Raw genomic sequence first — 21,705 nt, 5'->3', positions numbered from 1 at the left:
TCTACTTCTTGGGCAGGGTGATGGCCCAGCTGTCGAGAGTGCCGGCGTCACCTTCGGAACGGTCGCGCACGAGGAGCTGCCACGTGCCGTTCTTGGTCTCGCTCGAGAGATCGACGGTGTAGACCGGCTGGAACTTCGTGCCCGTGCCGTTCGCCTTCAGCAGGTACGTCCGGCCGCTAGGTCCGGCGAGTTCGATCCGCACGTCGCTCTGCGCGGAGTGGTTGATCTTCACCTCGATCTTCGCGGCCTTGGGGGCGTTGCCCTGGCAGCCCGCGTACCGGATCGCCGTGCCGACGTACTCGCCGGCGTCGGGGATCTCGACGTCGTTGTCGTTGACCTTGCGGCCGCAGCCGGGCGTGGGCGCCGACGGTTCGATGCCGTGGTCGGTGAAGAGGAGTTTGTTGGGGGAGTTGGGTCCTGGGTTGGTCACCTTGTCACTGGTCGCCGCGGTCACCAGGGCGTCGCGGACCTGCTGCGGGGTGGCCGCGGGGTTCTTCGCGAGGTAGAGCGCGGCCGTGCCGGCGACGTGCGGAGAGGCCATCGACGTGCCGCCGGCGACCAGCGTCGCGGTGTCGGAGTCCTTCCAGCTGCTGAGGATTCCCAGTCCTGGGGCGAAGATGTCCACGCACGTGCCGTAGTTCGAGAAGTACGCGCGGCTGTCGTCGCGTGCCGTCGCACCCACCGTGATCGCGGCGGGCACGCGAGCGGGCGAGTCCGCGCAGGCGTCGGCGTTGGAGTTGCCGGCGGCGATGGCGTAGGTGAGGCCCGCGGCGATCGACTTCTCGACCGCCGCGTCGAGCACGGCGTCCGCGTCACCGCCGAGCGACATGTTGACCACAGCGGGTTTCACGGCGTTCCTGGTGACCCAGTCGATGCCCGCGACGACCTGCTCGGTGGTGCCGGAACCCTTGCAGTTGAGGACGCGGACGCCGTGCAGCGTCACCTTCTTGGCCACGCCGAAGTCCTTGCCGCCGACCGTGCCCGAGACGTGCGTGCCGTGGCCGTGGCAGTCGTCCGGGTTGGTGTCGTTGTCGATGGCGTCGAAGCCTTCTTTGACGCGGCCCTCGAACTGTTGGTGCGTGGCGCGGACACCGGTGTCGACGACGTACGCGTGCACGTTCGCCGCGTCCGTCGAGTAGTAGTAGGTCTGGTCGTAGGGCAGCGTGCGCTGGTCGATCCGGTCCAACCCCCACGCCTGAGGGTTGTTCTGCGCGTCGCTGACGTGGTGCGTCCGGTTGCGCTGAACGAGCGCGACACCGGGATCCTTCGCGAGGTCCGCGGCCTTTTGCGCGGTCATCGTGGCGCTGAACCCGTTCAGTGCCGCTGAATACGTGTGACGAACGCTCACGTCGTATTGGCCGACGACATTGGCGCTCAGGACGTGCTCCCTGAGGACGACGACGAACGTGTCCTCGGCGGTGGCCTGCGCAGGTGTGCCGATGAATGTCAACGCCATCGCCGCGGTTAATCCGAGCCGAAATTTCCGCATTGTTCTCCCTTGTGAACACGTCTCGAACGGTTCACGCGCGGCGGATACGCGAACGCATTGCGCACAGTAGTGCACCTGTGGTCACATGGGTTCGTCAGAAACCTCCGCCGCCCATTACCTGGAGGTTCTTTCGTGCGTAAATCAGCAATGGTCGCGCTCTCGTTCGCCGCGGCCTTCGCACTCGCGGCACCGGCTCTCGCCGCCCCGGCGCCGCTGGCCCTGACCAGCACGGCGTACAAGAACAACGGCGCCATCCCGGACAAGTTCTCGTGCGCCCAGGACCACAAGCCCGGCAACGACATCTCCCCGCCCCTGGCCTGGACCGGCGGTGACGTGAAGGCGGAGTCGTACGCCCTGGTGTTCGTCGACACCGGCTCCGGCAGTCAGCACAAGATCCATTGGGTCGCCTGGGACATCCCGGCCGCGGCCACCGGCCTGCCCGAGGGGTTGAAGAAGGGCTACGACATCGTAGAGCCCGAGTTGAAGGGTGCCCACCAACGCGCCATGGGCGACAAATCGGTCAACGAGATGTTCTTCGGACCTTGCCCGCGCTCCAAGCACAAGTACGAGTTCACGTTGTTCGCGGTGAAGGTGAAGAACCTGCCGGGACTCAACAAGAATTCGAAGCCCGCCGATGTCGAGGCGGCGGCGAAGAAGGCGGCCGTGGGCCAGGCGAAGCTGACCGGCTTCTCCACCGCGAAGCCTTAAAAGGTCGCCAATTCACCAGCGAAAATGGTTGATCACCGTACACTCCGGACCGTTGTCCGAACGAGCGATCTGGGGTTCGCGGTGAGCGGTGGCAAGGTGTTGGTGACAGGGGCGAGCATCGCGGGGCCCGCCCTGGCCCACTGGTTGCATCGGCGGGGTGCCGAGGTGACCGTGGTCGAGCGGGCCCCTGGCTTGCGTCCCGGCGGTCAGGCGGTGGACGCGCGCGGGGTGGCCAAGGAGGTCATCAAGCGGATGGGTCTGGACGCGACGGTGCGCGCGGCCTGCACCGACACCGCCGGCGCGTACACCGTGGACGTCGACGGGAACGTGCTGGAGACCTACAGCGCCGAGGACGACGACGGCGACGGGTTCATCGCGGACATCGAGATCCTGCGCGGAGATCTCTCCCAGCTGCTCTACGACGACACCCGTGACGGTGTCGAGTACCTCTTCGACGACCGGATCGCCGAGCTCACCCAGGACGCGGACGGGGTCGACGTCACCTTCGCGAGCGGTGTGCGGCGGCGTTTCGACCTGGTGGTCGGGGCCGACGGGCTGCACTCGGCGCTGCGCGGGATGGTCTTCGGGCCGCGCGAGCGGTTCCTCCGCCACCTCGGGCTCGTGCTGGCCTTCTGCACCGTGCCCAACGAGTTCGGCGTGGACGGCTGGATGATCGACTACCAGGACCAGGCGTCCGGGCGCTCCGCCGGTCTGCGGCCGCTCAAGGACGCCTCGCAGACCATGGCCATGGTCTCCTTCCCCGCGGCCGAATTCGACATCGACCACCGGGACGTCGAGGGCCAGAAGCGGCTGCTGCGGGAGCAGATGGCAGGCCTCGGCTGGCTGACCCCGCGCATCCTCGCGCACGTGGACGACAGCCCGGACTTCTACCTCGACCAGGTCGCCCAGGTCGTGATGGACCGCTGGTCTGCCGGACGGGTGGGGCTGATCGGCGACGCGGCGTTCAGCTCGTCGCCGATGTCCGGCGGGGGCACCGGACTGGCCCTCGTCGGCGCCTACCTGCTGGCCGGGGAACTGGCCGCCGCCGACTGGGACCCCGAAGCCGGGTTCGCCGCCTACGAGGCGCGGATGCGCCCGTTCGTCGAGGCCAACCAGGAGATCGGCCGCCTGCACGTGGCCAGCCGCGCCCCTGCGCCGGACGCCGAGCCGAGCCCGGAGCCCGACATGGAGGCGCTCATGGCGGTGGTCGACCGTGCGATCAACGGTGTCGAATTGCCCGACTTCGCCGGAGTGCCGGACTCCCGGTCGTCGGCGTAGTCAGCTGGCGGGAAATGTGCCCGTGTGCACGCGTGCGTACGGGCACATCACTTGTTTCGTAAGGATTTGAGGGCTGCAACTGTCAGACCCCGCGTGTAGCGTCGAACGCGCCAGACGATCACGGGGAGTGTGGCAGCGTGACTGCGTTGCGTAATCAACCGGCGCCGGCGAGGTTCGCCGACCGCGCCGAGGCCGAGGCTTACGTGGCCTCGGTCTGTTTCAAACACGGCCCACCGAGGCTGTACGGCGTGGAGCTCGAATGGACCGTTCACCACGCCGAAGACCCAGGTCAGAAGCTAGACAGGAACCGGTTGGCCGCGGCTCTCGGAGAGCACGCGCCGCCCACGCTGGTTCCGGACAGCCCCCAGCGGCCGCTTCCCAGCGGCACCCCGCTGACCGTCGAACCGGGCGGGCAGGTCGAGATCTCCACACCTCCCTGCACCAGCCTCCCGGACCTCTTCCAGACGGTCTCCCAGGACATCTCCCATCTCACCGCCATGCTGGCGGACCACGGTCTCGTGCTCGGCGATCGGGGCGCTGACCAGCACCGCAGCCCCACGCGCCTGCTGCAGGTGCCCCGGTACGCCGCGATGGAGCACGCGTTCAACCCGCTCGGCTCCGACGGCATCTCGATGATGTGCAACACCGCAGGTCTCCAGGTGTGCCTCGACTTCGGTGAGGAGAAGCACCTCAGAGACAGATGGGCTGCCGTGCACCAACTCGGGCCGGTGCTCATCGCGTTGTTCGCGAACTCGCCGAGCACTGGCGGCATGCACCAGGGCTGGGCGTCGGCCCGCATGCGGACGCTTTACGGCACGGATCCCGTGCGCACCAGGCCAAGTGCTGTGTGCGCCGATCCGGCACAGGCTTATGCACGGCGAGTCCTCGACACACCGGTGATCGTCGTGCGCGGGCCGAGTCCTAGTTGGATTCCGCCACGCAGATTGACGTTTGCCGACTGGATGAACGGGGCACTCGACCGCAGCCCCACCAGCGACGACCTCGACTACCACATGACGACCATGTTCCCGCCGGTGCGGCCGCGCGGGTACATCGAGATCAGATACCTCGACACACCCGCGCCCGGCGGGTGGATCGCGCCGAGTGCGCTGCTCGTCGCGCTGTTCAGCGACCCGTCCGTTGTGGACGGTGTGCTGGCGGCGACGGAACGGGCGGCCGGGCGGTGGCTCACCGCCGCACGGCACGGGATGGCGGACGAACGCATTGCCAGAGCGGCGAAGGACGTCGTGGCTCTCGGCATCGAGTCGTTGCACCGCACCGGTCTCTCTCATGACCAGATCAGCGCTATCAGCCGAGAGCTTGAGGGGAAGCTGTGACAGAAGAACTCCGCGAGCGCGTGGCGGAGGAACTGTTGCGTTCGCGCGCGCGTTCCACCGCACTGACCGACGCCGTCGACGAGCACGACCTCGTCCGGCAGCACTCGAAGCTGATGTCGCCGCTGGTCTGGGACCTGGCGCACATCGGCAACCAGGAAGAGCTGTGGCTCGTTCGCGACGTCGGTGGCCGCGAACCGGTCCGCAGCGACATCGACGAGTACTACGACGCGTTCAAGTTCTCCAGGAGCGTGCGGCCCGAGTTACCGCTGCTCAACCCGCGTGAGACCCGCCAGTACGTCGGTGACGTGCGCGGCAAGGTGTTCGACGTGCTGGAGAAGGTGCCGCTGGAGGGCCGCAGGCTCGTCGAGAACGCCTTCGCGTTCGGCATGATCGTGCAGCACGAGCAGCAGCACGACGAGACGATGCTCGCCACGCACCAGCTGCGCACCGGCGACCCGGTGCTGCACGCGCCGCCGCCACCCACCGGAAACCTCGTTCCCGCAACGGAAGCGTTCATTCCGGGCGGACAGTTCGAAATGGGCACGTCAGACGAACCGTGGGCGCTCGACAACGAACGTCCCGCGCACGCCGTGCACGTCGACTCGTTCTTCATCGACACCACGCCGGTCACGAACGCCGAGTACGCCGAGTTCGTGCTGGCAGGCGGCTACGACGACCGTCGTCTGTGGACCGAAGAGGGCTGGCAGCACCGGACGACCGCGAAGCTTTCCGGTCCGCGCTTCTGGCACCGCGAGGGCAACTCGTTCAGCCGCACCGCGTTCGGCGTCACCGAGCCGATCGTGCCGGACGAACCCGTTGTGCACGTGTGCTTCCACGAGGCCCAGGCGTACGCGACGTGGGCGGGCAAGCGGCTGCCGACCGAGCAGGAGTGGGAGAAGGCCGCCCGCTACGACGCCGAGACCGGCACGACCAGGCGTTATCCGTGGGGTGACGAGGATCCCGCCGAGATCCACGCGAACCTCGGCCAGCGGCACCTGCGCCCGGCGCCGGTCGGTGCGTACCCCAAGGGGGTCTCGGCCGCGGGCGTGCATCAGCTGATCGGTGACTTGTGGGAGTGGACCTCGTCGGACTTCCAGCCCTATCCGGGCTTCGAGGTCTTCCCGTACGCCGAGTACTCGCAGGTCTTCTTCGGACCGGACTACAAGGTGCTGCGCGGCGGCTCGTTCGGCACCGACAAGTCCGCGATCCGGGCGACGTTCCGCAACTGGGACTACCCGATCAGAAGGCAGATCTTCTCCGGGTTCCGCTGCGCCAGGGACGCCTAGCCCGATGTGCCGCCATCTGGCTTACCTGGGCACCGCCATGCCCCTGGACTACCTGCTCTTCGACGCGCCGGACTCGTTGGAGCGGCAGGCTTACGCGCCGCAGCAGATGCACGGCGGTGGCACGATCAACGTCGACGGGTACGGCGTGGGCTGGTTCCCCGGCCCGATCAGGTACCGCCGCGCGGGGCCGATCTGGGCCGACGCGAACCTGCGCCAGCTGTCCGAGACGACGTCGTCCACCGCAGTCCTCGCCGCGGTGAGGTCGGCGACCATCGGCATGCCGGTGGTGGACGCGGCGTGCGCGCCGTTCACCGATGGCACGTGGCTGTTCAGTCACAACGGTCGTATCTCCGAGTGGCCGGAGTCCGTCGCCGGCCTCGCGAAGACGCTTCCCGTGACCGACCTGCTCACCATGGACGCGCTGACCGACTCCGCTCTGCTGTGGACGTTGGTCCGGCGAAGGCTGGAGACCGGGAAGAATCCCGTTGACGTGCTCGTTGAACTGACCAAAGAGGTGGTGGCGGCCGCACCCGCGTCGCGCCTCAACTTCCTGATGACCAACGGTTCGGTCATCGTCGGCACGACGTGGACCCACTCGCTGTGGGTCCATCACGACGAGGAGGGCGTCACGCTCGCCTCCGAACCGCTCTGGGGTGACGACGCGTGGCGGGAGATCCCCGACAACCACGTGGTCCTCGCCAATCCATCCACTGTGGAGGTTCACCCGATTTGACTTCCTCCCCTCGTGAACGAGGGGATTCCTACAGCTCGCGCCGCAGGGTTTTCTGCTTCGTCGCCGACCGCCCGCTCGGAGTGTTCCGTTGAGGTCTTACATCGGCTCCACAGACTGTCACCGCCAGCCCGGCGGTCAGGATGTTGCGTGCCGCGTTCACGTCCCGATCGTGGGTCGTACCGCAGGCACAGGTCCAGGTACGCACGTGCAGCGACATCTCCGCCGCGAGCGCGCCGCAGACCGAACACAGCTTGGACGACGGGAACCAGCGATCCACGGCGATCACTTGCCGTCCGTACCAGCTCGCTTTGTACTCCATCATCTGCCGGAACTGCCGCCAGCCCGCATCACTGATGGCGCGGGCCAGGCCGCGGTTGCCGACCATGTTCGACACGGCCAGGTCCTCGATCACGAGCGTTTGGTTCTCACGCACGAGTCGAGTAGTGACCTTGTGCAGATAGTCCGTGCGGCGGTCGGCGATCCGGGCTTGCACGCGAGCGACCTTGATGCGGGCCTTGGCCCGGTTGCTGCTGCCCTTCTGCTTGCGGCACAAGGCCCGCTGAGCCTTCGTGAGTGCCGTCCGCTCCCGGTGTTCGTGCCGGGGATTGTTGAACTTCTCCCCAGTCGAGAGGGTCAGCAGGTGATCGAGGCCGACATCGATGCCCACCGCCGAATCGACCGCGGGCAACGGGATCACTCCGGGGTCCTCGCACAGCAGGGACACGAACCAACGCCCGGCAGCGTCTCGCGACACGGTCACCGTCGACGGCACCGCACCTGTGGGCAGTGGCCGCGACCAGCGGATGTCCAGCGGCTCGGTCATCTTCGCCAGCGTCAGGACCCCGTCACGCCAGCGGAACGCCGAACGGGTGTACTCAGCGCAGGCACGCGACTTCTTCCGCGACTTGAACCGCGGATATCGCGCACGCTTGGCGAAGAAGTGACAGAACGCCATCTGCAGATGGCGCAACGCCTGCTGCAGCGGCACCGACGACACCTGACTCAGGAACGCCAGCTCTTCGGTGCGCTTCCAGGCGGTCAGCAGCGCCGACGTTGCGTCGTAGCCGACCCGTTCCCCACGCTGCTTCCACGCCTCCGTGCGGGCCTGCAACGCCAGGTTGTACACCTTGCGGACACAACCGAACGTGCGCGACAACTCCGCCGCCTGCGTCTCGGACGGATAGAAGCGGAACTTGAACGCCCGCTTCACCAACCCATCCATCATCACAACCTATCAATCCACTGTGGAATCCCGCGGCCGGGTGGCGCACGCTGTCACACCCAGCCGGAGACACCACTACTCCTGCCCTGCCCCACAAGGGTCCGATTCCTCCCCGCCCTGACGGACGGGGTCTCCTTGGAGGACTTCCGATGACCGAGCCGGTGCTGGACGTTCATCTCAAACCGGAGGACGCCGCACACGCGCTACGTGCCGACGTGCGAGCCGGACTGACCGCGGACCCGAAGTGGGTCTCGCCGAAGTGGTTCTACGACGCGGTGGGCAGCGAGTTGTTCGAGGACATCACGCGGCTGCCGGAGTACTACCCGACACGTGCCGAACGCGAGGTGCTCGCCGAGCGGGCCGGCGAGATCGCGGCGACGACCGGCGCGCACTCGCTGGTGGAGCTGGGTTCCGGGTCGTCGGAGAAGACCCGGCTGCTGCTCAGCGCGCTTCGCGAGCACGGCACGCTGCAGGAGTTCGTGCCGCAGGACGTGTCCGTGTCGGCGTTGACCGAGGCGGCGCACGCGATCATCGCGGACTACCCGGGACTGCGGGTGCACGGTGTGGTCGGCGACTTCACCCAGCACCTGTCGTTGCTGCCCGGTGAGTCGCCGCGGGTGGTGGCGTTCCTGGGCGGCACGATCGGCAACCTCATCCCGGAGGAGCGGGAGAAGTTCCTCCGCACCGTCCGGGACGTGCTGGAGCCGGGGGAGTGGCTGCTGCTCGGCACGGACCTCGTGAAGGACGAGCAGACGTTGGTGCGCGCGTACGACGACGCGCAGGGCGTCACGGCGGAGTTCAACCGAAATGTGCTGAACGTCCTGAACCGCGAGGTCGGCGGAGACTTCGACGTCGAGGCGTTCGAGCACGTGGCGTTGTGGAACGCCGAGCAGGAATGGATCGAGATGCGCCTGCGGGCCAAGCGGGCGATGCGAGTGACGCTCGCGGAACTCGGTTTGACCGTCGACTTCCGCGAGGGCGAGGAGCTGCGCACCGAGGTGTCGGCCAAGTTCCGCGAGGACGGCGTGCGCGAGGAACTGGAAGACGGCGGGTTCGCGTTGCACCGGTGGTGGACCGATTCCGAGGGAAGGTTCGCGGTCTCGCTCGCCCAAGCGGTGTAACCGGGCCAACACCCTCCGATAGGCGGGTACTCGTGGTCCGCTGACAGTGGTGGGCTGCGTCGATGACTCCTGCATCTGCGCGTGCCGTGCGCGTGGCGCTTGTCAGTGCGCTCGCGCTCGGCACCGTCATCACCGGCCTGGGTACCGCCTCAGGTCAGCCTGAAGCCACCTCAACCGTCAGACCCGCCGCGTGGGGGCCGTGCGCGGCCGACGTGCTCGCCGAGATCCCCGCCGCGCAGCGCGACAAGGTCAGCTGTGCCGTCCAGGAAGTGCCGGTCGACCACTCGCGGCCGCGCGGGGACAAGACCGGCGTGATCATGATGAAGCGCCCGGCGCTGGATCCGGCGAAGAAGATCGGCTCGCTGTTCATCAACCCCGGCGGCCCCGGTGGCGCCGGCCTGATCTACAGCGCGTACGGCTCCAGCTTCTTCACCCCGGAGATCCTCGAGAAGTTCGACCTCATCGGCTTCGACCCGCGCGGTGTGGGCCGCAGCGCGCCGCTGCGCTGCTTCCGCACCCAGGAGGAGGCGGACGCGGTCAACGAGGGCTGGTTCGCGCTGCCGATCACCAAGGACGAGATCGCGAGCTCGATCCGGCAGTCCAAGGTCTACACGGACTACTGCAGGATCAACGCCGGTCCGCTGCTCAACCACATGTCGACCGAGGCCGTCGCCCGTGACCTCGACGTCATGCGTGAGGCCGTCGGCGACCGCCAGCTCACGTACGTCGGTTTCTCGTACGGCACGCTGCTCGGCGCGACCTACGCGAACATCTTCCCGCAGAAGTCGCGGGCACTGGTCCTCGACGGCAACGTCGATCCGCACCTGCGCCTGACCAACGGCGCGCAGTACGACCGCGAGCGCGCGCGTGGCTTCGAGATCGCGTTGGACGCGATGCTTCGCCGGTGCGACACGGTCGGTGTGGCGAAGTGCGCGTTCGCCGGTGACGCCCGCAAGAAGTTCGACAAGATCCGCGAGACGCTGCGCAAGGGCCCGACGACGTTGCCCGGCGGCACCCAGGTGACGCTGACCGACGTGGTCGGCCGCACGTCGAGCAACCTGTACAGCCCGTCGACGTTCAAGGCGCTCACGGCCTGGCTGCAGTCGATCCACGCCGCGCAGAACCCGTCGGCCGCCTCGCTGAGCGTTCAGTCCGTTGTGGACGTTCCGATGCTGAACAACCTCGGCGGCCGCGCGGACGTGCGCGTGCTGCCGGACACGCCGTACACCGCGGACGACTCGTACTACGCGGTGAACTGCACCGACAAGCCGTTCACGAAGTCGAACCGCAACTGGGCCTCGACGGCGGCCAAGTGGGAGAAGGAGTCGCCGACGTTCGGCCGCTACCAGGCCGCCTCCGACCTGCTGACCTGCCCGACCTGGCCGACGCGCAACCCGGACCGCTGGATCGGCCCGTGGAACCGCCACACCAAGAACCCGGTCGTCGTGGTGGGCAACTACTACGACCCGGCGACGCAGTACCTGTTCTCGCAGCGCATGGCCAAGGAACTCGGCAACGCGCGCCTGATCAGCGTCGACGCGTTCGGTCACTGCATCCTCGGTGACTCGGCCGGTGCCGACGCGGCGGTGACCCGCTACCTGGTCGACCTGACCGCGCCGGTGAACGGTTCGGTGTACCAGCCGAACGTCCAGCCGTTCGCCTGATTCGTCCGGTAGAAGGAGGGTTGTGCCCCGCGATGTCGGGACACAACCCTCCGAACGACGGGTACAAACGGTGCACCGTCAGTGATGGGCTGCACGCGTGACGTCATCTTCCGCATCTCTGCGTGTCCTGATCACGAGCGCGCTCGTGTTCGGCACCGTCGTTTCCGGTCTGGGCACCGCATCCGCCCAGACCGACGCATCCGCCGTCAGACCCGCTGCCTGGGGGCAGTGCGCCGCAGACGTCCTGGCCTCGCTGCCCGCCACCGTCACGCCCGAGGAGCGCGCACGGCTTTCCTGCACCACCCAGGAAGTGCCCGTCGACCACTCGCGCCCGCGCGGTGAGAAGACCGGCATCGCCATGATGAAGCGCCCGGCGAACGACCCGTCCCGCAAGATCGGGTCGATCTTCCTCAACCCCGGCGGCCCCGGCGGCTCCGGCCTGATCCGCGGCGCCATCGCCAAGAACTACTTCCCGGCGCAGGTGCTGGACCGGTTCGACATCATCGGCTTCGACCCGCGCGGCGTGGCCCGCAGCGCGCCGTTGCGCTGCTTCCGCACCCAGGAGGAGTCGGACGCGGTGAACGGCGGCTGGTACAGCCTGCCCATCACCAAGGCGGAGATCTCCAGCTCGATCTCGTCCGCCAAGGCCTACACGGACTACTGCAAGATCAACGCCGGCCCGCTGCTCAACCACATGTCGACCGAGGCCGTCGTGCGCGACCTCGACATCATGCGCGAGTCCGTGGGCGACAAGCAGCTGAACTTCGTCGGCTTCTCCTACGGCACGCTGATCGGCTCGACCTACGCGAACATCTTCCCGTCCAAGGCGCGGGCGATCGTGATCGACGGCAACGTCGACCCGCAGCTGCGCCTGACCAACGGCGCCGAGTACGACCGTCAGCGCGCCCAGGGCTTCGAGATCGCGCTGGACGCCATGCTGAAGCGCTGTGACAGCGCGGGTGTGGCGAAGTGCGCCTTCGCCGGGGACGCGCGGGCCAAGTTCGAGGCCATGAAGAAGGCCCTGGCCGTCGGCCCGGTCACGTTGCCGAACGGCACCAAGGTCACGCTGGCCGACGTCGTGGGCCGAGTCGCCGGCGACCTGTACTCGGTGCCGCGCTTCGCCGCTCTGGTGGCGTGGCTGCAGTCCATCCACGTGGCGCTGAACCCCAGTGCTGTGGCGGCTTTCAGCGTTCAGTCCACTGTGGAGCTCGCCGCGCCGCTGAACAACGGTGGTGGCCGCTTCGACGTCGACCCGCTGCCGGAGACCCCGTACACCGCGGACGACTCGTACTTCGCGGTCAACTGCACCGACAAGCCGTTCGCCCGCACGAACCGCATGTGGGAGCAGACGGCGGCGAAGTGGGAGAAGCAGTCCCCGACCTTCGGCCGCTACCAGGCCGCCTCGGACCTGCTGGCCTGCCCGACCTGGCCGACCCGCAACCCGGACCGCTGGATCGGCCCGTGGAACCGCAAGACCGCGAACCCGATCGTGGTGGTGGGCAACTACTACGACCCGGCCACGCAGTACCTGTTCTCGCAGCGCATGGCCAAGCAGCTCGGCAACGCGCGGCTGATCAGCGTCGACTCGTTCGGCCACTGCATCCTGGGCCGGGCTGCCGGGGCTGACGCGGCCGTGGCTAAATACCTGGTGGATCTGGTCGCGCCGGCCGACGGTCAGGTGTTCCAGCCGAACCTGCAGCCGTTCGCCTGATCAACGCGGTTGCCAGTAGCACTCCCGCACTGAGGAACGGCGTCAGCGGGGCCGAGGCCAGGGAAACCAGGGCCACGGCCACGTTGACGCCGTTTTTCGTTGCGGCGGCCCAGATCGCGAGCGCGAGGGGGACGGCGATCGCGACCAGCAAAGTCCACGGCAGGTCCGCCCACGCGAGCGCGAAAAGCCCGACGCCGGCGAGGAAATGGGCGTCCTTGCGCGGCCCCAACGCGGCGGTCGCGGCGGCGACGAGCACGATCGGCGCCTCGTGGGGCATCGCGAACACCGCTGCGCCGTACACCGCGCCGGCGATCGCGGTTCGCCAGCTGCGGCGGCGGATCGCCCAGCCCAGCACGCCGGCGACGACCAGCCAGGCCGGGATCGTGGGCCAGTCGAGGATGAACCTCATGAAGCTCGGCTCGTACGGGTCCTCCTCGACGGCGACCAAGCAGGCACTCACGCCACCGGGGCAGCCCTGCCACCACGACGGCGCACTCGGCCTCGTCTCGACGGCCGCAAACGCTCCGGCGCCGGCGATCACGAGCGCCACCCACGCGGGCCGTGGCGCCAGGGCGATCAGCAGCAGGGCCGCCACCACTGCACCCAAGAACCAATAGATCACAGCAGTGCGCTCCTGACGATCAGCACCACCGCGCTCGCCCCCGCCACGATCAGCATCGGCCTGCGGATCCCGCCCGCGTCGAACCGCTTGCGCAACGGCCCGGACAACAGGAACCCGGCCACCAGGAACGGAATCAACGCGAGCCCCGTCCACAGCTGGTGCGCGTGCACCTGCCCAGCCGCGAGCAGCCCGACGATCGACGCACCCGAGCCGAGCACGAAGAACGCCGCGAGCGTCGCCCTGACCTGGGGGCCCGCCTGGTTCTGGTACAGCAGCGCGACCATCGGGCCGCCCACCGCCGTCGCCGTGCCGAACGAGCCGCTCGCGAACCCGGCCGTGACGAGTGCCTTCGGCTCGGGTTGCGGGCGCCAGGCGGTGATGGACAGCAGCACGCAGGCCAGCACCGAGCCGCCGACGACGAGGCCGAAGCCCTTCGGGTCCAGGGCGTCGACGATCAGGATGCCGACGACCGTGCCCGGTAGGCGGCCCAGCATCGCCCAGCCGACGCCGCGCCAGTCGACGTGGGTGAACTCGCGTGCCAGCGACATCGACGCGTGTGCGGTGGCGACCATGAGGACGGGCACCGGCAGCAGCGCGGGGTCGAGCAGCGCGAGGATCGGTACGACGATGAGTGCCAGGCCGAAGCCGATCAGGCCTTGCAGCAGACCTCCGAGCGCGACGACCACGCCCGCGATCGTGAGCAACCCCCAGGACATGGTTAGCAAGGCTACAGATTGGGGTCACCAGGTTTCTCCCGCCGTTCGCCTGGCGTTGGCCGAGCGCACCTACGCTCCGCGCCATGACTGCGTCCCGCCGTTCCTTCCTCATCGGCACCGGTGCGACCGCCGCCGCTGCCGCCCTGGTCACGCCCGGTGTCGCCGATGCTGACATCGTTGTCGGCGGTGGCCGGCCCGACCCCGAGGCGCGGCGGTTCACGCTCGCGGTGATCCCGGACACGCAGTACATGTTCGATCTCGACCGGGGCGACTCGGCGCCGTTGAAGGCGACGCTGCAGTACCTGATCGATCACCAGAGGTCGGAGAACATCGTCTTCGTCAGCCACCTCGGCGACCTCGTCGAGAACGGGCGGAAGAGCGAGATCGACGACATCGGCGAGCGGTTCGAGGTGCTCGACCGGCGCCGGGTCGGGTACAGCGTGCTCGCGGGCAACCACGACCTGCCGGACTCGCGCACCGACGACCAGCGCGGCCGCACGCCGTACCTCGACGAGTTCGGGCCGCGGCGGTTCCGGAACTCGCCGACGTACCGGGGTTCCAGCGCCGACGGGTACAACTCGTTCCACGTGTTCCGGGCCGCCGGCAAGGAGTGGCTGGTCCTCGCGCTGGACTGGCGCATGTCCGCCAAGGGTTTCGAGTGGGCGCGCTCGGTGCTGAAGCAGCACGCGAAGCTGCCGGTCATCCTCACCACGCACGAGCTGGTGTACGACGGGGGTGACGGTGCCGCCGCCATGTCCGACTACGGCCGCAAGCTGTGGGACGAGCTGATCAAGGACAACGACCAGATCTTCCTCACGCTCAACGGGCATTTCTGGCCGCCGGCGCGGGCGACCATGCGGAACACGGCCGGCAACGACGTGCACGTGCACATCACGAACTACCAGGACCGCTACTACGGCGGCGGCGCGATGATCCGGCTGTACCACTTCGACCTGGACCGCAAGACCATCGACGTGCGCACGCTGTCGCCGTGGCTGCTGGGCAAGCGCGCGCTCAACCCGTTGGAGCGCAAGGAGATCGAGCTGACCGGGCCGGTCGACAGGTTCAGCGTGCCGATCGACTTCGAGCAGCGGTTCGCCCGGTTCGACCCGCCGGTGCTGCCGGGCGCGCAGCCGGTTCGCGACGTGCTGGTGCGAGGAACCGTCGCGTACTGGCGGCTCGGCGAGGGCCTGAAGGACCTGTCAGGCAACGGGAACGACCTCAAGCAGACGGGTGAGCTGACCGCGGGGGACGACCACCACCGGTTCGCGCCGTCGCACCGGTCGTTGTACTTCGGCAAGAACGGGTATCTGTCCACTGTGGATGCCGCGCAGATCAACCGCGAGACGTTCGAGCGCGGGTACACGATCGAGCTGTTCCTCAAGCTGCCCAAGGACTTCAACCACCCGTGGTGCGGCCTGTTCACCAAGCTCGCGCCCGGTTCAGCCGCGGGCAAGACCGGTGACGACCCGAGCGAGCCGATCGCCACGCTGAACCTCGCGGGCGGCGGCGGGCTGCAGTGGGCGGTGTTCCCGCGCAACCTGCCGGGGCTGTCCACCAACTGGGGCCACGAGATGGACTTCGAGACGTGGTGGCACGTCGCCGTGGTCAACGACGGCGTGCACACCACGATGTTCGTCGACGGATCTCCCTTGCTGCGCAACCCTTCCACGCCGGCGCGCGGCATCTCGACCGCCGGTGACCCGTGGCTCGTCGGCGCCTACGCGTACAACAAGATCGTCGAGAAGTCGTTGCACGGCTGGATCGGTGACATGCGGGTGGTCGACCGGCCGCTGGACCGCTCCGAGTTCATGCGGTCGAAGGCAGCCCGAACCGCGGGAACAGACTGAGGTCGAAGAACGACGAGACGCGCGTGATCCGGTCGTCGCGTACCTCCAGCACCTGGAGGTTGAACGGCCGGAACACGCCGTCCTCTTCTCGCAGGTACAGCCCGTAAGCAGGCTGGCCGTTCGCTTCGACGGCGATCATGCGCGCGCCGTCCGGCACAGCGGGGCACTGGTTCGTGAGGTGCCACGCGACCATCTCCGGCCCCTGGTACCACTGCGGGAACGGCGGCATCTCCCAGACGACGTCCTCGGCGAACATCCCGATGATCTCCGGGATGTTCTTGGCCTCGAACGCTTTCACCCACCGGTCGAGCAGCGGCTTGGCGTCCGCGGGCTCGGTGATCTGCTCCTCGGTGAGGTCCTTGAGCTGCGCGTGGGCCCGTTGCAGAGCGCTGTTGACGGCCGCCACGGTCATGTCGAGCTCGTCGGCGGTCTCCGCGGCGGTCATCCTGAGGACGTCGCGCAGGATCAGCACCGCGCGTTGCCGCGGCGGCAGGTGCTGGAGCGCCGCGACGAAGGCCAGCCTGGTGGACTCGCGTTCGCCGACGATGGCGGCGGGGTCGGTCGGGAACGGCTCCAGCCACGGGACCTCGTGGTCCTGGGTCAGCGAATCCGTTTCCGTCGCGCTCGTGGACAGCCCGAACGGCAACGGTCGTTTGGTGCGGGTGTCGAGCGCGGTGAGGCAGACGTTCGTCGCGATCCGGTACAGCCAGGTGCGCACCGACGAACGGCCCTCGAACTTGTCGTATGCCTTCCACGCGCGCAGGTACGTCTCCTGCACCAGGTCTTCGGCGTCGTGCACCGAGCCGAGCATCCGGTAGCAGTGTGCGAGCAGTTCCCGCCGGAACGGGTCCGCGGCGGTGGCGAAGTCCGCTGTCACTTCCACTGTCACTCTTGCACTGTAATCGCGTTCCGCAGCCTGGTGACGAGCATTCCGATGTGGTCTTTGAGCTCCTGCGGCTCCCGCACCTCGAAGTCGAGCCCGATGAACAGCAGGTAGAACACGATCCGGTCGAGCGATTCCGCGCCTGTGCGCATCAGGCACGAGTTGTCGTCGATCGGTTCCAGCGACACCGACATGGGGGAGGTGCGTTCCGCGACTTCCCTCAGTGGCGCATTGATCGTCAGCACCGCCTGGTAGGTGTAGACGCTCGACGCGACCTGACGCGAGACGAACTCGCCCAACGACTCCGCGGGTGGTTCGCGCGGCGGGAACCGGGCGGCGAGCGTGGGTTCGGTGGTGACGCGGTCGACGCGGAACGTCCGCCAGTCCTGTTTGGACACGTCCCAGGCGACGAGGTACCACCTGCGGCCGGTGTGCACGAGACCTTGCGGTTCCACGAGCCTTTTCGCGGGCTCGCCCTGCGTTGGGGCGTAGGTGAACCGCAGCTGCGCGTGGTCGCGGCAGGCGGCGGCGATGATCGTGAGCGTCTCCGGGTCGACGGTCGGGCCCGCGGCGATCAGGGGAGTGGTGTGCGCCTGCAACGCCTGGACGCGCCGGCGCAGCCTGGTCGGCAGCACCTGTTCCAGCTTGGTGAGCGCGCGGACCGACGTCTCCTCGATGCCCGCGATCGTGCCGTTGGCGGCGGTGCGCAGGCCCACCGCGACGGCGACCGCCTCGTCGTCGTCGAGCAGCAACGGCGGGAGTTCCGCGCCGGCGCCGAGCTGGTACCCGCCGGTCGCGCCGGGCAGTGATGTGACGGGGTAACCGAGGCTGCGGAGCTTGTCCACGTCACGGCGGATAGTGCGGACGTCGACGCTGAGCCGGTCCGCGAGCTCCGGGCCCGTCCAGTCTCGCCGCACCTGCAGCAAGGACAGGAGCTTCAGCAGCCGTGCGGACGTCTCCAGCATGTGAGGGATATTAGATTCCGTTGCGGACAACGGCCTGCGGTGGTTAGGGTTTGCGTCATGACTGCCGGGTCGGCCTTGTGCCGTGAGCGGAACGGTTGCCCGGCCCTGACTTGATCAGGGCCCCTCCATCCCCGCGCCTATCCGTGATTTCGGGATACGCGCACAGGGAGAGGAGGTGATGCGCAATGCTTCCCAACGTTGGTGATGTCTTTTCGGGGAAGGTCGTCTCGACCGTTCCCTTCGGCTCGTTCGTCGAGCACCCCGCCGGTGCACACGGGCTCCTGCACGGCCAGCAGGCCGAGGTGGGTTCCTCGGTGCAGGTGAAGGTGCTGTCGGTGGACGCCGAGCAGCAGCGATTCAGCCTGGAGCTGGCGTGATGTGAGTGCTCGGGCAGAGGCGCCCTGCCCGAGTTGCATCACGTGGTCACTGCTTGTGTCCTTCAGGGCTTGTGGTGTTCAAGGCTTGCGGTATTCAGCGCACTCCACGATCAGACGGTCGTGGAGCGTTCTGCGGTGCCCTTGTTCCTGGGGTGCCGTACCGAGCGCGTCCGCCGGGCTCGTGACGTCGTGCAGCAGCCGGTACAACACGACATCCGTTGCGGTGTATAGCCAATCGTCCGCCTTGCCGGGCGGTGCGGCCGGTCCGAGCATGTTCTCGAACCACGCCGGGAACAGCAGATCTCGCGCGACCGCGTCCTCGATGCGGGTGCGGATCTTCTGGCGTACCTCCGCGACGGCCTCGTTGCCCGCTGCCTTGGTGGCGGTGTCTCTGGCGTGCGTGTTTTCGTCTGGGGCGATGGGGCGTTCCTGCTTGGTGATCGCATGCCATTGCTTGTACTTCTTGCGCCACAAAGCTTCTGCGTTCGGGGGTAGGTGGGTCAGGGCTTCGGCTGCGTCGATCGCTTCGTGGGCGGCTTTGTCGTACTCGGCGATGGACTTGCGGGTGGTTTTGGCTTCCTGCTGGGTGAAGGTCTTGCGGGCGTAGGCTTCCTGGCCGGCGAGGATCCTGGCGATCAGAGGCTTGGGGACTTCTGGCCAGGTGTCGAAGTCGGCTTTCTGGGTTTCGCCTGCTCTGACTTTCCGGTTGAGGGCCACCAGGAGTCGTTCCAGGCGGTGGACGCTCTCGGCCAGTTCGGTGATTCGGTCGTTGGTCTTGGTGGCTTTGCGGGAGGTGTCGCGGAACTGGTTGGTGGTGCTCAGTTTTTGTTGTGCTGCCTCGGTTTCGGCGTTGTCCATTCGTGTGGTGAGGGAGTTCAGGTCTCGTTTTAGGCGCTCGAGTTTGTCGTCCAGGGCTTTGACCGGGTCGATGTTCATCGGAGCGTCCTCCAGGCCCACCAGGCGACTCCCGCTAGCACGACCAGTGCTGCCCAGCCGTTGGCTATCGGGGTTAGGAGGGTGGCTACCAGGGCTGCGGTGATCGCGGCGGTCCTGGCTCGCGGTTCCCAGATCTTGCTGCCGGTTGGGTCGACCAGGACGGCTGCGGCTGTGGCTACGGCCAGGAGGAGGGAGAGCAGGGACCAGGCGTCGAACCAGCCGACTGCCACGATCAAGGCTGCTGTCGTGGTGGCGGCGGCTATGGCTCGGTTCGGGGTGGTCAGGCGGGCGGCTTCGACGTCCCTGCGGGCCTGCATCACGGCTTCGACTTCCTTGTCGGTGTCCGAGAGCAAGGACGGGAAGTCGGGGCTGCCGGGGCCTGCGGCTTGGAGGGCTCGTAGGGCTGTTCGCAGCGCGTGCTGGCGGTCGGCCAGGCGGGCGTGCGGTTCGGCTGCCATGCCCCGAAATCGTGATCAAGGGGGGTGGGTGGGGCTAGGGCTGGGGGCGGAGTTGGTCCGGTTGCCGACGAACTTCCCTCTGTTGGAGCAGTGGTGTGCGCCGGCTTCTGCTGGTTGGCGTGTGCAAGTACTACCAACTCATGATCGAACCGCCGCTACCTACACCCAACTCAGCAGGTGGTACTTGCACACGCCATCAACGCAGGCCCGACGGCCAGCGGCCGACTTTGCCGAGGCCCGGTGCGTTAGGACTTGCGGCGAGCTTCCTGGGGCCAGACGACCTCGATGCGTACGCCGCTGGCCCGTGCCTGTTCTACTACGTCTGCGGTGCCGCCCTTGCCCTGGGACGGCACGCCGTCCCACACCGCTACGAGCATCTCTACTGAGGCGAGCATGCGTTCGTTGGCGGCTACGTAGGCCAGGCGTCCGCTCGACATCAGAGGTAGCACGCTGACCACGGTGGCGGCTGCGCGTAGTTCGTCGTACTCGGCCACCTGGTGTGGTTTCAGGCGGTCGCGGTAGTCGAGGGCGGGGAGGACGACTTCTACTTGGCCGCCGAGATCTAGGACGGCTCTGGCGAACACCTGGTCGGCGCCTGGGGCCAGGCATGTCACGCCGACCAAAGGGCGGTCCAGGTCGTCCAAGACGGTGGTGATGGCGGCATGGACGGCTGGGATGCACTCGGGTACCAGGTTGGTGTGCCCGGTGATGCCGATGCGCATCAAGCCGTCCGGATCGCTCTGATCGCGTCGCGGGTGTCCTGCACGGCGGGGATGTGGCGGTGCCGTGCCGCTTCCTTGGCGAAATCCTCGAGCTTGCGCAGAACGCGGCCCGAGGAGAGCTTCGCCGCTGTCGGCAGGACTTCGTTGATCAACCCGCACGCTGCCTCCGGGTCTCCCGCGACCATCTTGGTGCGCGCCAGTCCGATGACGTCGAACGCGCGGTTGCGCACTTTCGACGGGTCTCGCAGTTCAAGGGCTCGCCGGATGTGTTGTTCGGCGAACACCGCTTGAGCTGGGTCGTGCATGGCGAGGTCGCGGCATCGGGCGCCTATCACGCCTTCTAGTTCGGCCTCGTCGAAGCTGTGCAGGTAGCGCGGTTCGTTGTCCGCGTTCCGCTGCGAGAAGCTGTCCTGGGCCATGCCCACGGCCTGGTGGAACTCGCGGGTCTTGCCCATTTGGGCGTAGGCCCAGGCCTCGCGCGTTAGGAGCAGGGCCTTGAGTGTTGGGGTGCCGGTGCGGCGGGTGCCGTACTGGCCCAGTTGAACGAGTTCCAGGCCGTCTTCCGGGCGGCCCAGGTCGAACATCTGCCGTGCCATGGCGGCCAGGCAGAGGGCTGCGAAGCCGTCGTTGTGGCCGGCCTTGGCCATGCGGATGGCCAGCACGTAGTAGCGCTGGGCCGCGTTGTGCAGGCCCGCGTCGAACGACATGCTCGCCGCCACCTTGGACAGTTCGGCGCCGATGAAGAACGCGCGTTCTGTCGTTGGGCCTGAGGGAGCGCGTCCCAGTCGTTCGGCCAGCTCGTCGAGCTGACCCAGGACGGCCTTGCGGGCCAGTCCGTAGCCGCCCCGGCCGCCCCAGCCGCGCAGGCCGTCGGCCACGCGTTGCAGGGCGAAGAGCTCCTCCTCGCTGATCGCCGAGTGCGACGACCACTTCGACAGGTTCTGCAGGGGGTGCAACCACCGCTGCAGCGGCTCGACCAGTGCGGATCCCACCGTCACCGCGGCAGCCCCGGTGAGCGCCGCTCGTCTGCTGATCGCCAAGTCGCTCCTCGCCGTCTCCTCGACCGAACGGGCAATGCTCGTCGCCTCCCAGGGGGCTGCGAGCACATCTGGTGGGCCGTTTTCCGGGGGGCCCACCTGAGCTGGGATGACGACTCGGTCGAACCACAGTCGTTCGCCAGGTACTCCGAGCACGAGCGCGAAGTGGCGCAACCGGTCGAGCCGGTCGATCTGGTTCTCGCCCGACTCGTAACGCGAGAGCTGCGCCTGGCTGATGCCGAGCCACGCCGCCATGCGGTCCTGCGTGACCCGGCTCAGGTGCTGGGGGTGGTGGCGGTACGCGGAGATCAGCGCACCCATGTCGCGGTCCGTGCAGGCCGCCGCGATCGCGGGGTGGTCCCAGAAGTCGTTCGGGACCTCGGGTGGGCCGTGCACGCCGGAACGAGCGTTGCGGCGGCACCGGTGACACAGCCGATCGGCGTTGTCGGCGGCGATGAACGCCCCACACGGGCAAGCGCGCCTGGATTTGGGTCTCGCGGTATCCATCGGCATCGCTCCCGTCACTGAGCGTTCACCCAGTGTACGGAGACGTGATCGTCAGTCCATCCATCTCATGCATAAGACGTAAT

At 67.8% G+C, this 21,705-nt stretch carries 20 protein-coding genes; 10 read left to right on the top strand and 10 right to left on the bottom strand.

The annotated features are described in order from the left end of the window. Window position 1: 1 nt before the first annotated feature. Window positions 2–1,456: a S8 family serine peptidase gene (locus ACWGE0_RS37900; protein WP_452265691.1), complete on the bottom strand. Its 1,455-nt coding sequence runs from the start codon at window positions 1,454–1,456 to the stop codon at window positions 2–4. A 165-nt stretch (window positions 1,457–1,621) separates the two neighbouring features. On the opposite strand from ACWGE0_RS37900, the gene ACWGE0_RS37895 reads away from it, so the two are divergent. From ACWGE0_RS37895 to egtC, 5 genes are all read left to right on the top strand, one after another. After that, a complete protein-coding gene (locus ACWGE0_RS37895) occupies window positions 1,622–2,197 on the top strand; it encodes a YbhB/YbcL family Raf kinase inhibitor-like protein (protein WP_452265690.1) in 576 nt (191 codons plus the stop codon). A gap of 99 nt (window positions 2,198–2,296) precedes the next feature. Then, complete coding sequence (locus tag ACWGE0_RS37890; protein ID WP_452265701.1) at window positions 2,297–3,475, top strand: FAD-dependent monooxygenase; 1,179 nt, start codon at window positions 2,297–2,299, stop codon at window positions 3,473–3,475. A gap of 137 nt (window positions 3,476–3,612) precedes the next feature. After that, complete coding sequence (locus tag ACWGE0_RS37885; RefSeq protein ID WP_452265689.1) at window positions 3,613–4,812, top strand: glutamate-cysteine ligase family protein; 1,200 nt, start codon at window positions 3,613–3,615, stop codon at window positions 4,810–4,812. After that, window positions 4,809–6,098, top strand: coding sequence for an ergothioneine biosynthesis protein EgtB (gene egtB, locus ACWGE0_RS37880; RefSeq protein WP_452265688.1), 1,290 nt, complete (start codon window positions 4,809–4,811; stop codon window positions 6,096–6,098). The genes ACWGE0_RS37885 and egtB overlap by 4 nt, the downstream gene beginning before the upstream one ends. A 4-nt stretch (window positions 6,099–6,102) precedes the next feature. After that, window positions 6,103–6,831, top strand: a complete 729-nt coding sequence (gene egtC / locus ACWGE0_RS37875) for an ergothioneine biosynthesis protein EgtC (protein WP_452265687.1) — start codon at window positions 6,103–6,105, stop codon at window positions 6,829–6,831. Between the two features lie 28 nt (window positions 6,832–6,859). On the opposite strand, the gene ACWGE0_RS37870 is transcribed toward egtC, so the two are convergent. Continuing rightward, window positions 6,860–8,041, bottom strand: a complete 1,182-nt coding sequence (locus ACWGE0_RS37870; protein WP_452265686.1) for an RNA-guided endonuclease InsQ/TnpB family protein — start codon at window positions 8,039–8,041, stop codon at window positions 6,860–6,862. A 161-nt stretch (window positions 8,042–8,202) separates the two neighbouring features. Between ACWGE0_RS37870 and egtD the strand changes: the two genes are divergently transcribed. The 3 genes from egtD to ACWGE0_RS37855 all read left to right on the top strand — a co-directional run bounded on the left by egtD (window position 8,203) and on the right by ACWGE0_RS37855 (window position 12,549). Further along, the gene (egtD, locus tag ACWGE0_RS37865) at window positions 8,203–9,174 is read left to right on the top strand and encodes an L-histidine N(alpha)-methyltransferase (RefSeq protein WP_452265685.1); all 972 of its coding nucleotides are present in this window, start codon (window positions 8,203–8,205) and stop codon (window positions 9,172–9,174) included. 62 nt (window positions 9,175–9,236) lie between these two features. Beyond that, window positions 9,237–10,838: an alpha/beta hydrolase gene (locus ACWGE0_RS37860; RefSeq protein ID WP_452265684.1), complete on the top strand. Its 1,602-nt coding sequence runs from the start codon at window positions 9,237–9,239 to the stop codon at window positions 10,836–10,838. A 97-nt stretch (window positions 10,839–10,935) separates the two neighbouring features. Beyond that, window positions 10,936–12,549 (top strand): alpha/beta fold hydrolase, encoded by a 1,614-nt coding sequence (locus tag ACWGE0_RS37855; protein ID WP_452265683.1) that lies wholly within the window; start codon window positions 10,936–10,938, stop codon window positions 12,547–12,549. Here ACWGE0_RS37855 and ACWGE0_RS37850 read toward each other — a convergent pair. Together ACWGE0_RS37850 and ACWGE0_RS37845 are read right to left on the bottom strand one after the other, a co-directional pair. Next, the gene (locus ACWGE0_RS37850; protein ID WP_452265682.1) at window positions 12,476–13,171 is read right to left on the bottom strand and encodes a hypothetical protein; all 696 of its coding nucleotides are present in this window, start codon (window positions 13,169–13,171) and stop codon (window positions 12,476–12,478) included. The two genes, ACWGE0_RS37855 and ACWGE0_RS37850, sit on opposite strands and share 74 nt — an antisense overlap. Beyond that, entirely contained in the window at window positions 13,168–13,887 is a 720-nt protein-coding gene (locus tag ACWGE0_RS37845; RefSeq protein WP_452265681.1) for a TSUP family transporter, read from the bottom strand. The genes ACWGE0_RS37850 and ACWGE0_RS37845 overlap by 4 nt, the downstream gene beginning before the upstream one ends. Before the next feature lie 83 nt (window positions 13,888–13,970). Here ACWGE0_RS37845 and ACWGE0_RS37840 point away from each other — a divergent pair, with 83 nt between their 5' ends. Next, window positions 13,971–15,737, top strand: coding sequence for a LamG-like jellyroll fold domain-containing protein (locus ACWGE0_RS37840; RefSeq protein ID WP_452265680.1), 1,767 nt, complete (start codon window positions 13,971–13,973; stop codon window positions 15,735–15,737). Here the strand turns inward: ACWGE0_RS37840 and ACWGE0_RS37835 are convergent. Continuing rightward, a complete protein-coding gene (locus tag ACWGE0_RS37835; RefSeq protein ID WP_452265679.1) occupies window positions 15,697–16,626 on the bottom strand; it encodes a sigma-70 family RNA polymerase sigma factor in 930 nt (309 codons plus the stop codon). The genes ACWGE0_RS37840 and ACWGE0_RS37835 overlap by 41 nt on opposite strands. Then, the gene (locus ACWGE0_RS37830) at window positions 16,623–17,585 is read right to left on the bottom strand and encodes a helix-turn-helix transcriptional regulator (RefSeq protein ID WP_452265678.1); all 963 of its coding nucleotides are present in this window, start codon (window positions 17,583–17,585) and stop codon (window positions 16,623–16,625) included. Before ACWGE0_RS37830 ends, ACWGE0_RS37835 begins: the two co-directional genes overlap by 4 nt. Before the next feature lie 185 nt (window positions 17,586–17,770). Here ACWGE0_RS37830 and ACWGE0_RS37825 point away from each other — a divergent pair, with 185 nt between their 5' ends. Continuing rightward, window positions 17,771–17,962, top strand: a complete 192-nt coding sequence (locus tag ACWGE0_RS37825) for a S1 RNA-binding domain-containing protein (RefSeq protein WP_452265677.1) — start codon at window positions 17,771–17,773, stop codon at window positions 17,960–17,962. Between the two features lie 78 nt (window positions 17,963–18,040). On the opposite strand, the gene ACWGE0_RS37820 is transcribed toward ACWGE0_RS37825, so the two are convergent. From ACWGE0_RS37820 to ACWGE0_RS37805, 4 genes are all read right to left on the bottom strand, one after another. Next, window positions 18,041–18,898 (bottom strand): hypothetical protein, encoded by an 858-nt coding sequence (locus ACWGE0_RS37820; protein WP_452265676.1) that lies wholly within the window; start codon window positions 18,896–18,898, stop codon window positions 18,041–18,043. Next, window positions 18,895–19,356: a hypothetical protein gene (locus tag ACWGE0_RS37815; RefSeq protein WP_452265675.1), complete on the bottom strand. Its 462-nt coding sequence runs from the start codon at window positions 19,354–19,356 to the stop codon at window positions 18,895–18,897. The genes ACWGE0_RS37820 and ACWGE0_RS37815 overlap by 4 nt, the downstream gene beginning before the upstream one ends. A 245-nt stretch (window positions 19,357–19,601) precedes the next feature. Then, entirely contained in the window at window positions 19,602–20,078 is a 477-nt protein-coding gene (locus tag ACWGE0_RS37810; protein ID WP_452265674.1) for a hypothetical protein, read from the bottom strand. Then, a complete protein-coding gene (locus tag ACWGE0_RS37805) occupies window positions 20,078–21,511 on the bottom strand; it encodes a helix-turn-helix domain-containing protein (RefSeq protein ID WP_452265673.1) in 1,434 nt (477 codons plus the stop codon). The genes ACWGE0_RS37810 and ACWGE0_RS37805 overlap by 1 nt, the downstream gene beginning before the upstream one ends. Window positions 21,512–21,705: the final 194 nt, after the last annotated feature.

Source organism: Lentzea sp. NPDC054927 (assembly GCF_053610285.1).
This window is presented reverse-complemented; position numbering and strand designations above follow the sequence as displayed.

Bases quoted from the DNA above. Each gene is read 5' to 3' on its own strand.
- ACWGE0_RS37900 (WP_452265691.1), bottom strand. From the start codon at position 1,456: ATGGCGTTGACATTCATCGGCACACCTGCGCAGGCCACCGCCGAGGAC.
- egtC (WP_452265687.1), top strand. From the start codon at position 6,103: ATGTGCCGCCATCTGGCTTACCTGGGCACCGCCATGCCCCTGGACTAC.
- egtD (WP_452265685.1), top strand. From the start codon at position 8,203: ATGACCGAGCCGGTGCTGGACGTTCATCTCAAACCGGAGGACGCCGCA.
- ACWGE0_RS37860 (WP_452265684.1), top strand. From the start codon at position 9,237: ATGACTCCTGCATCTGCGCGTGCCGTGCGCGTGGCGCTTGTCAGTGCG.
- ACWGE0_RS37845 (WP_452265681.1), bottom strand. From the start codon at position 13,887: ATGTCCTGGGGGTTGCTCACGATCGCGGGCGTGGTCGTCGCGCTCGGA.
- ACWGE0_RS37840 (WP_452265680.1), top strand. From the start codon at position 13,971: ATGACTGCGTCCCGCCGTTCCTTCCTCATCGGCACCGGTGCGACCGCC.
- ACWGE0_RS37830 (WP_452265678.1), bottom strand. From the start codon at position 17,585: ATGCTGGAGACGTCCGCACGGCTGCTGAAGCTCCTGTCCTTGCTGCAG.
- ACWGE0_RS37825 (WP_452265677.1), top strand. From the start codon at position 17,771: ATGCTTCCCAACGTTGGTGATGTCTTTTCGGGGAAGGTCGTCTCGACC.
- ACWGE0_RS37820 (WP_452265676.1), bottom strand. From the start codon at position 18,898: ATGAACATCGACCCGGTCAAAGCCCTGGACGACAAACTCGAGCGCCTA.
- ACWGE0_RS37815 (WP_452265675.1), bottom strand. From the start codon at position 19,356: ATGGCAGCCGAACCGCACGCCCGCCTGGCCGACCGCCAGCACGCGCTG.
- ACWGE0_RS37810 (WP_452265674.1), bottom strand. From the start codon at position 20,078: ATGCGCATCGGCATCACCGGGCACACCAACCTGGTACCCGAGTGCATC.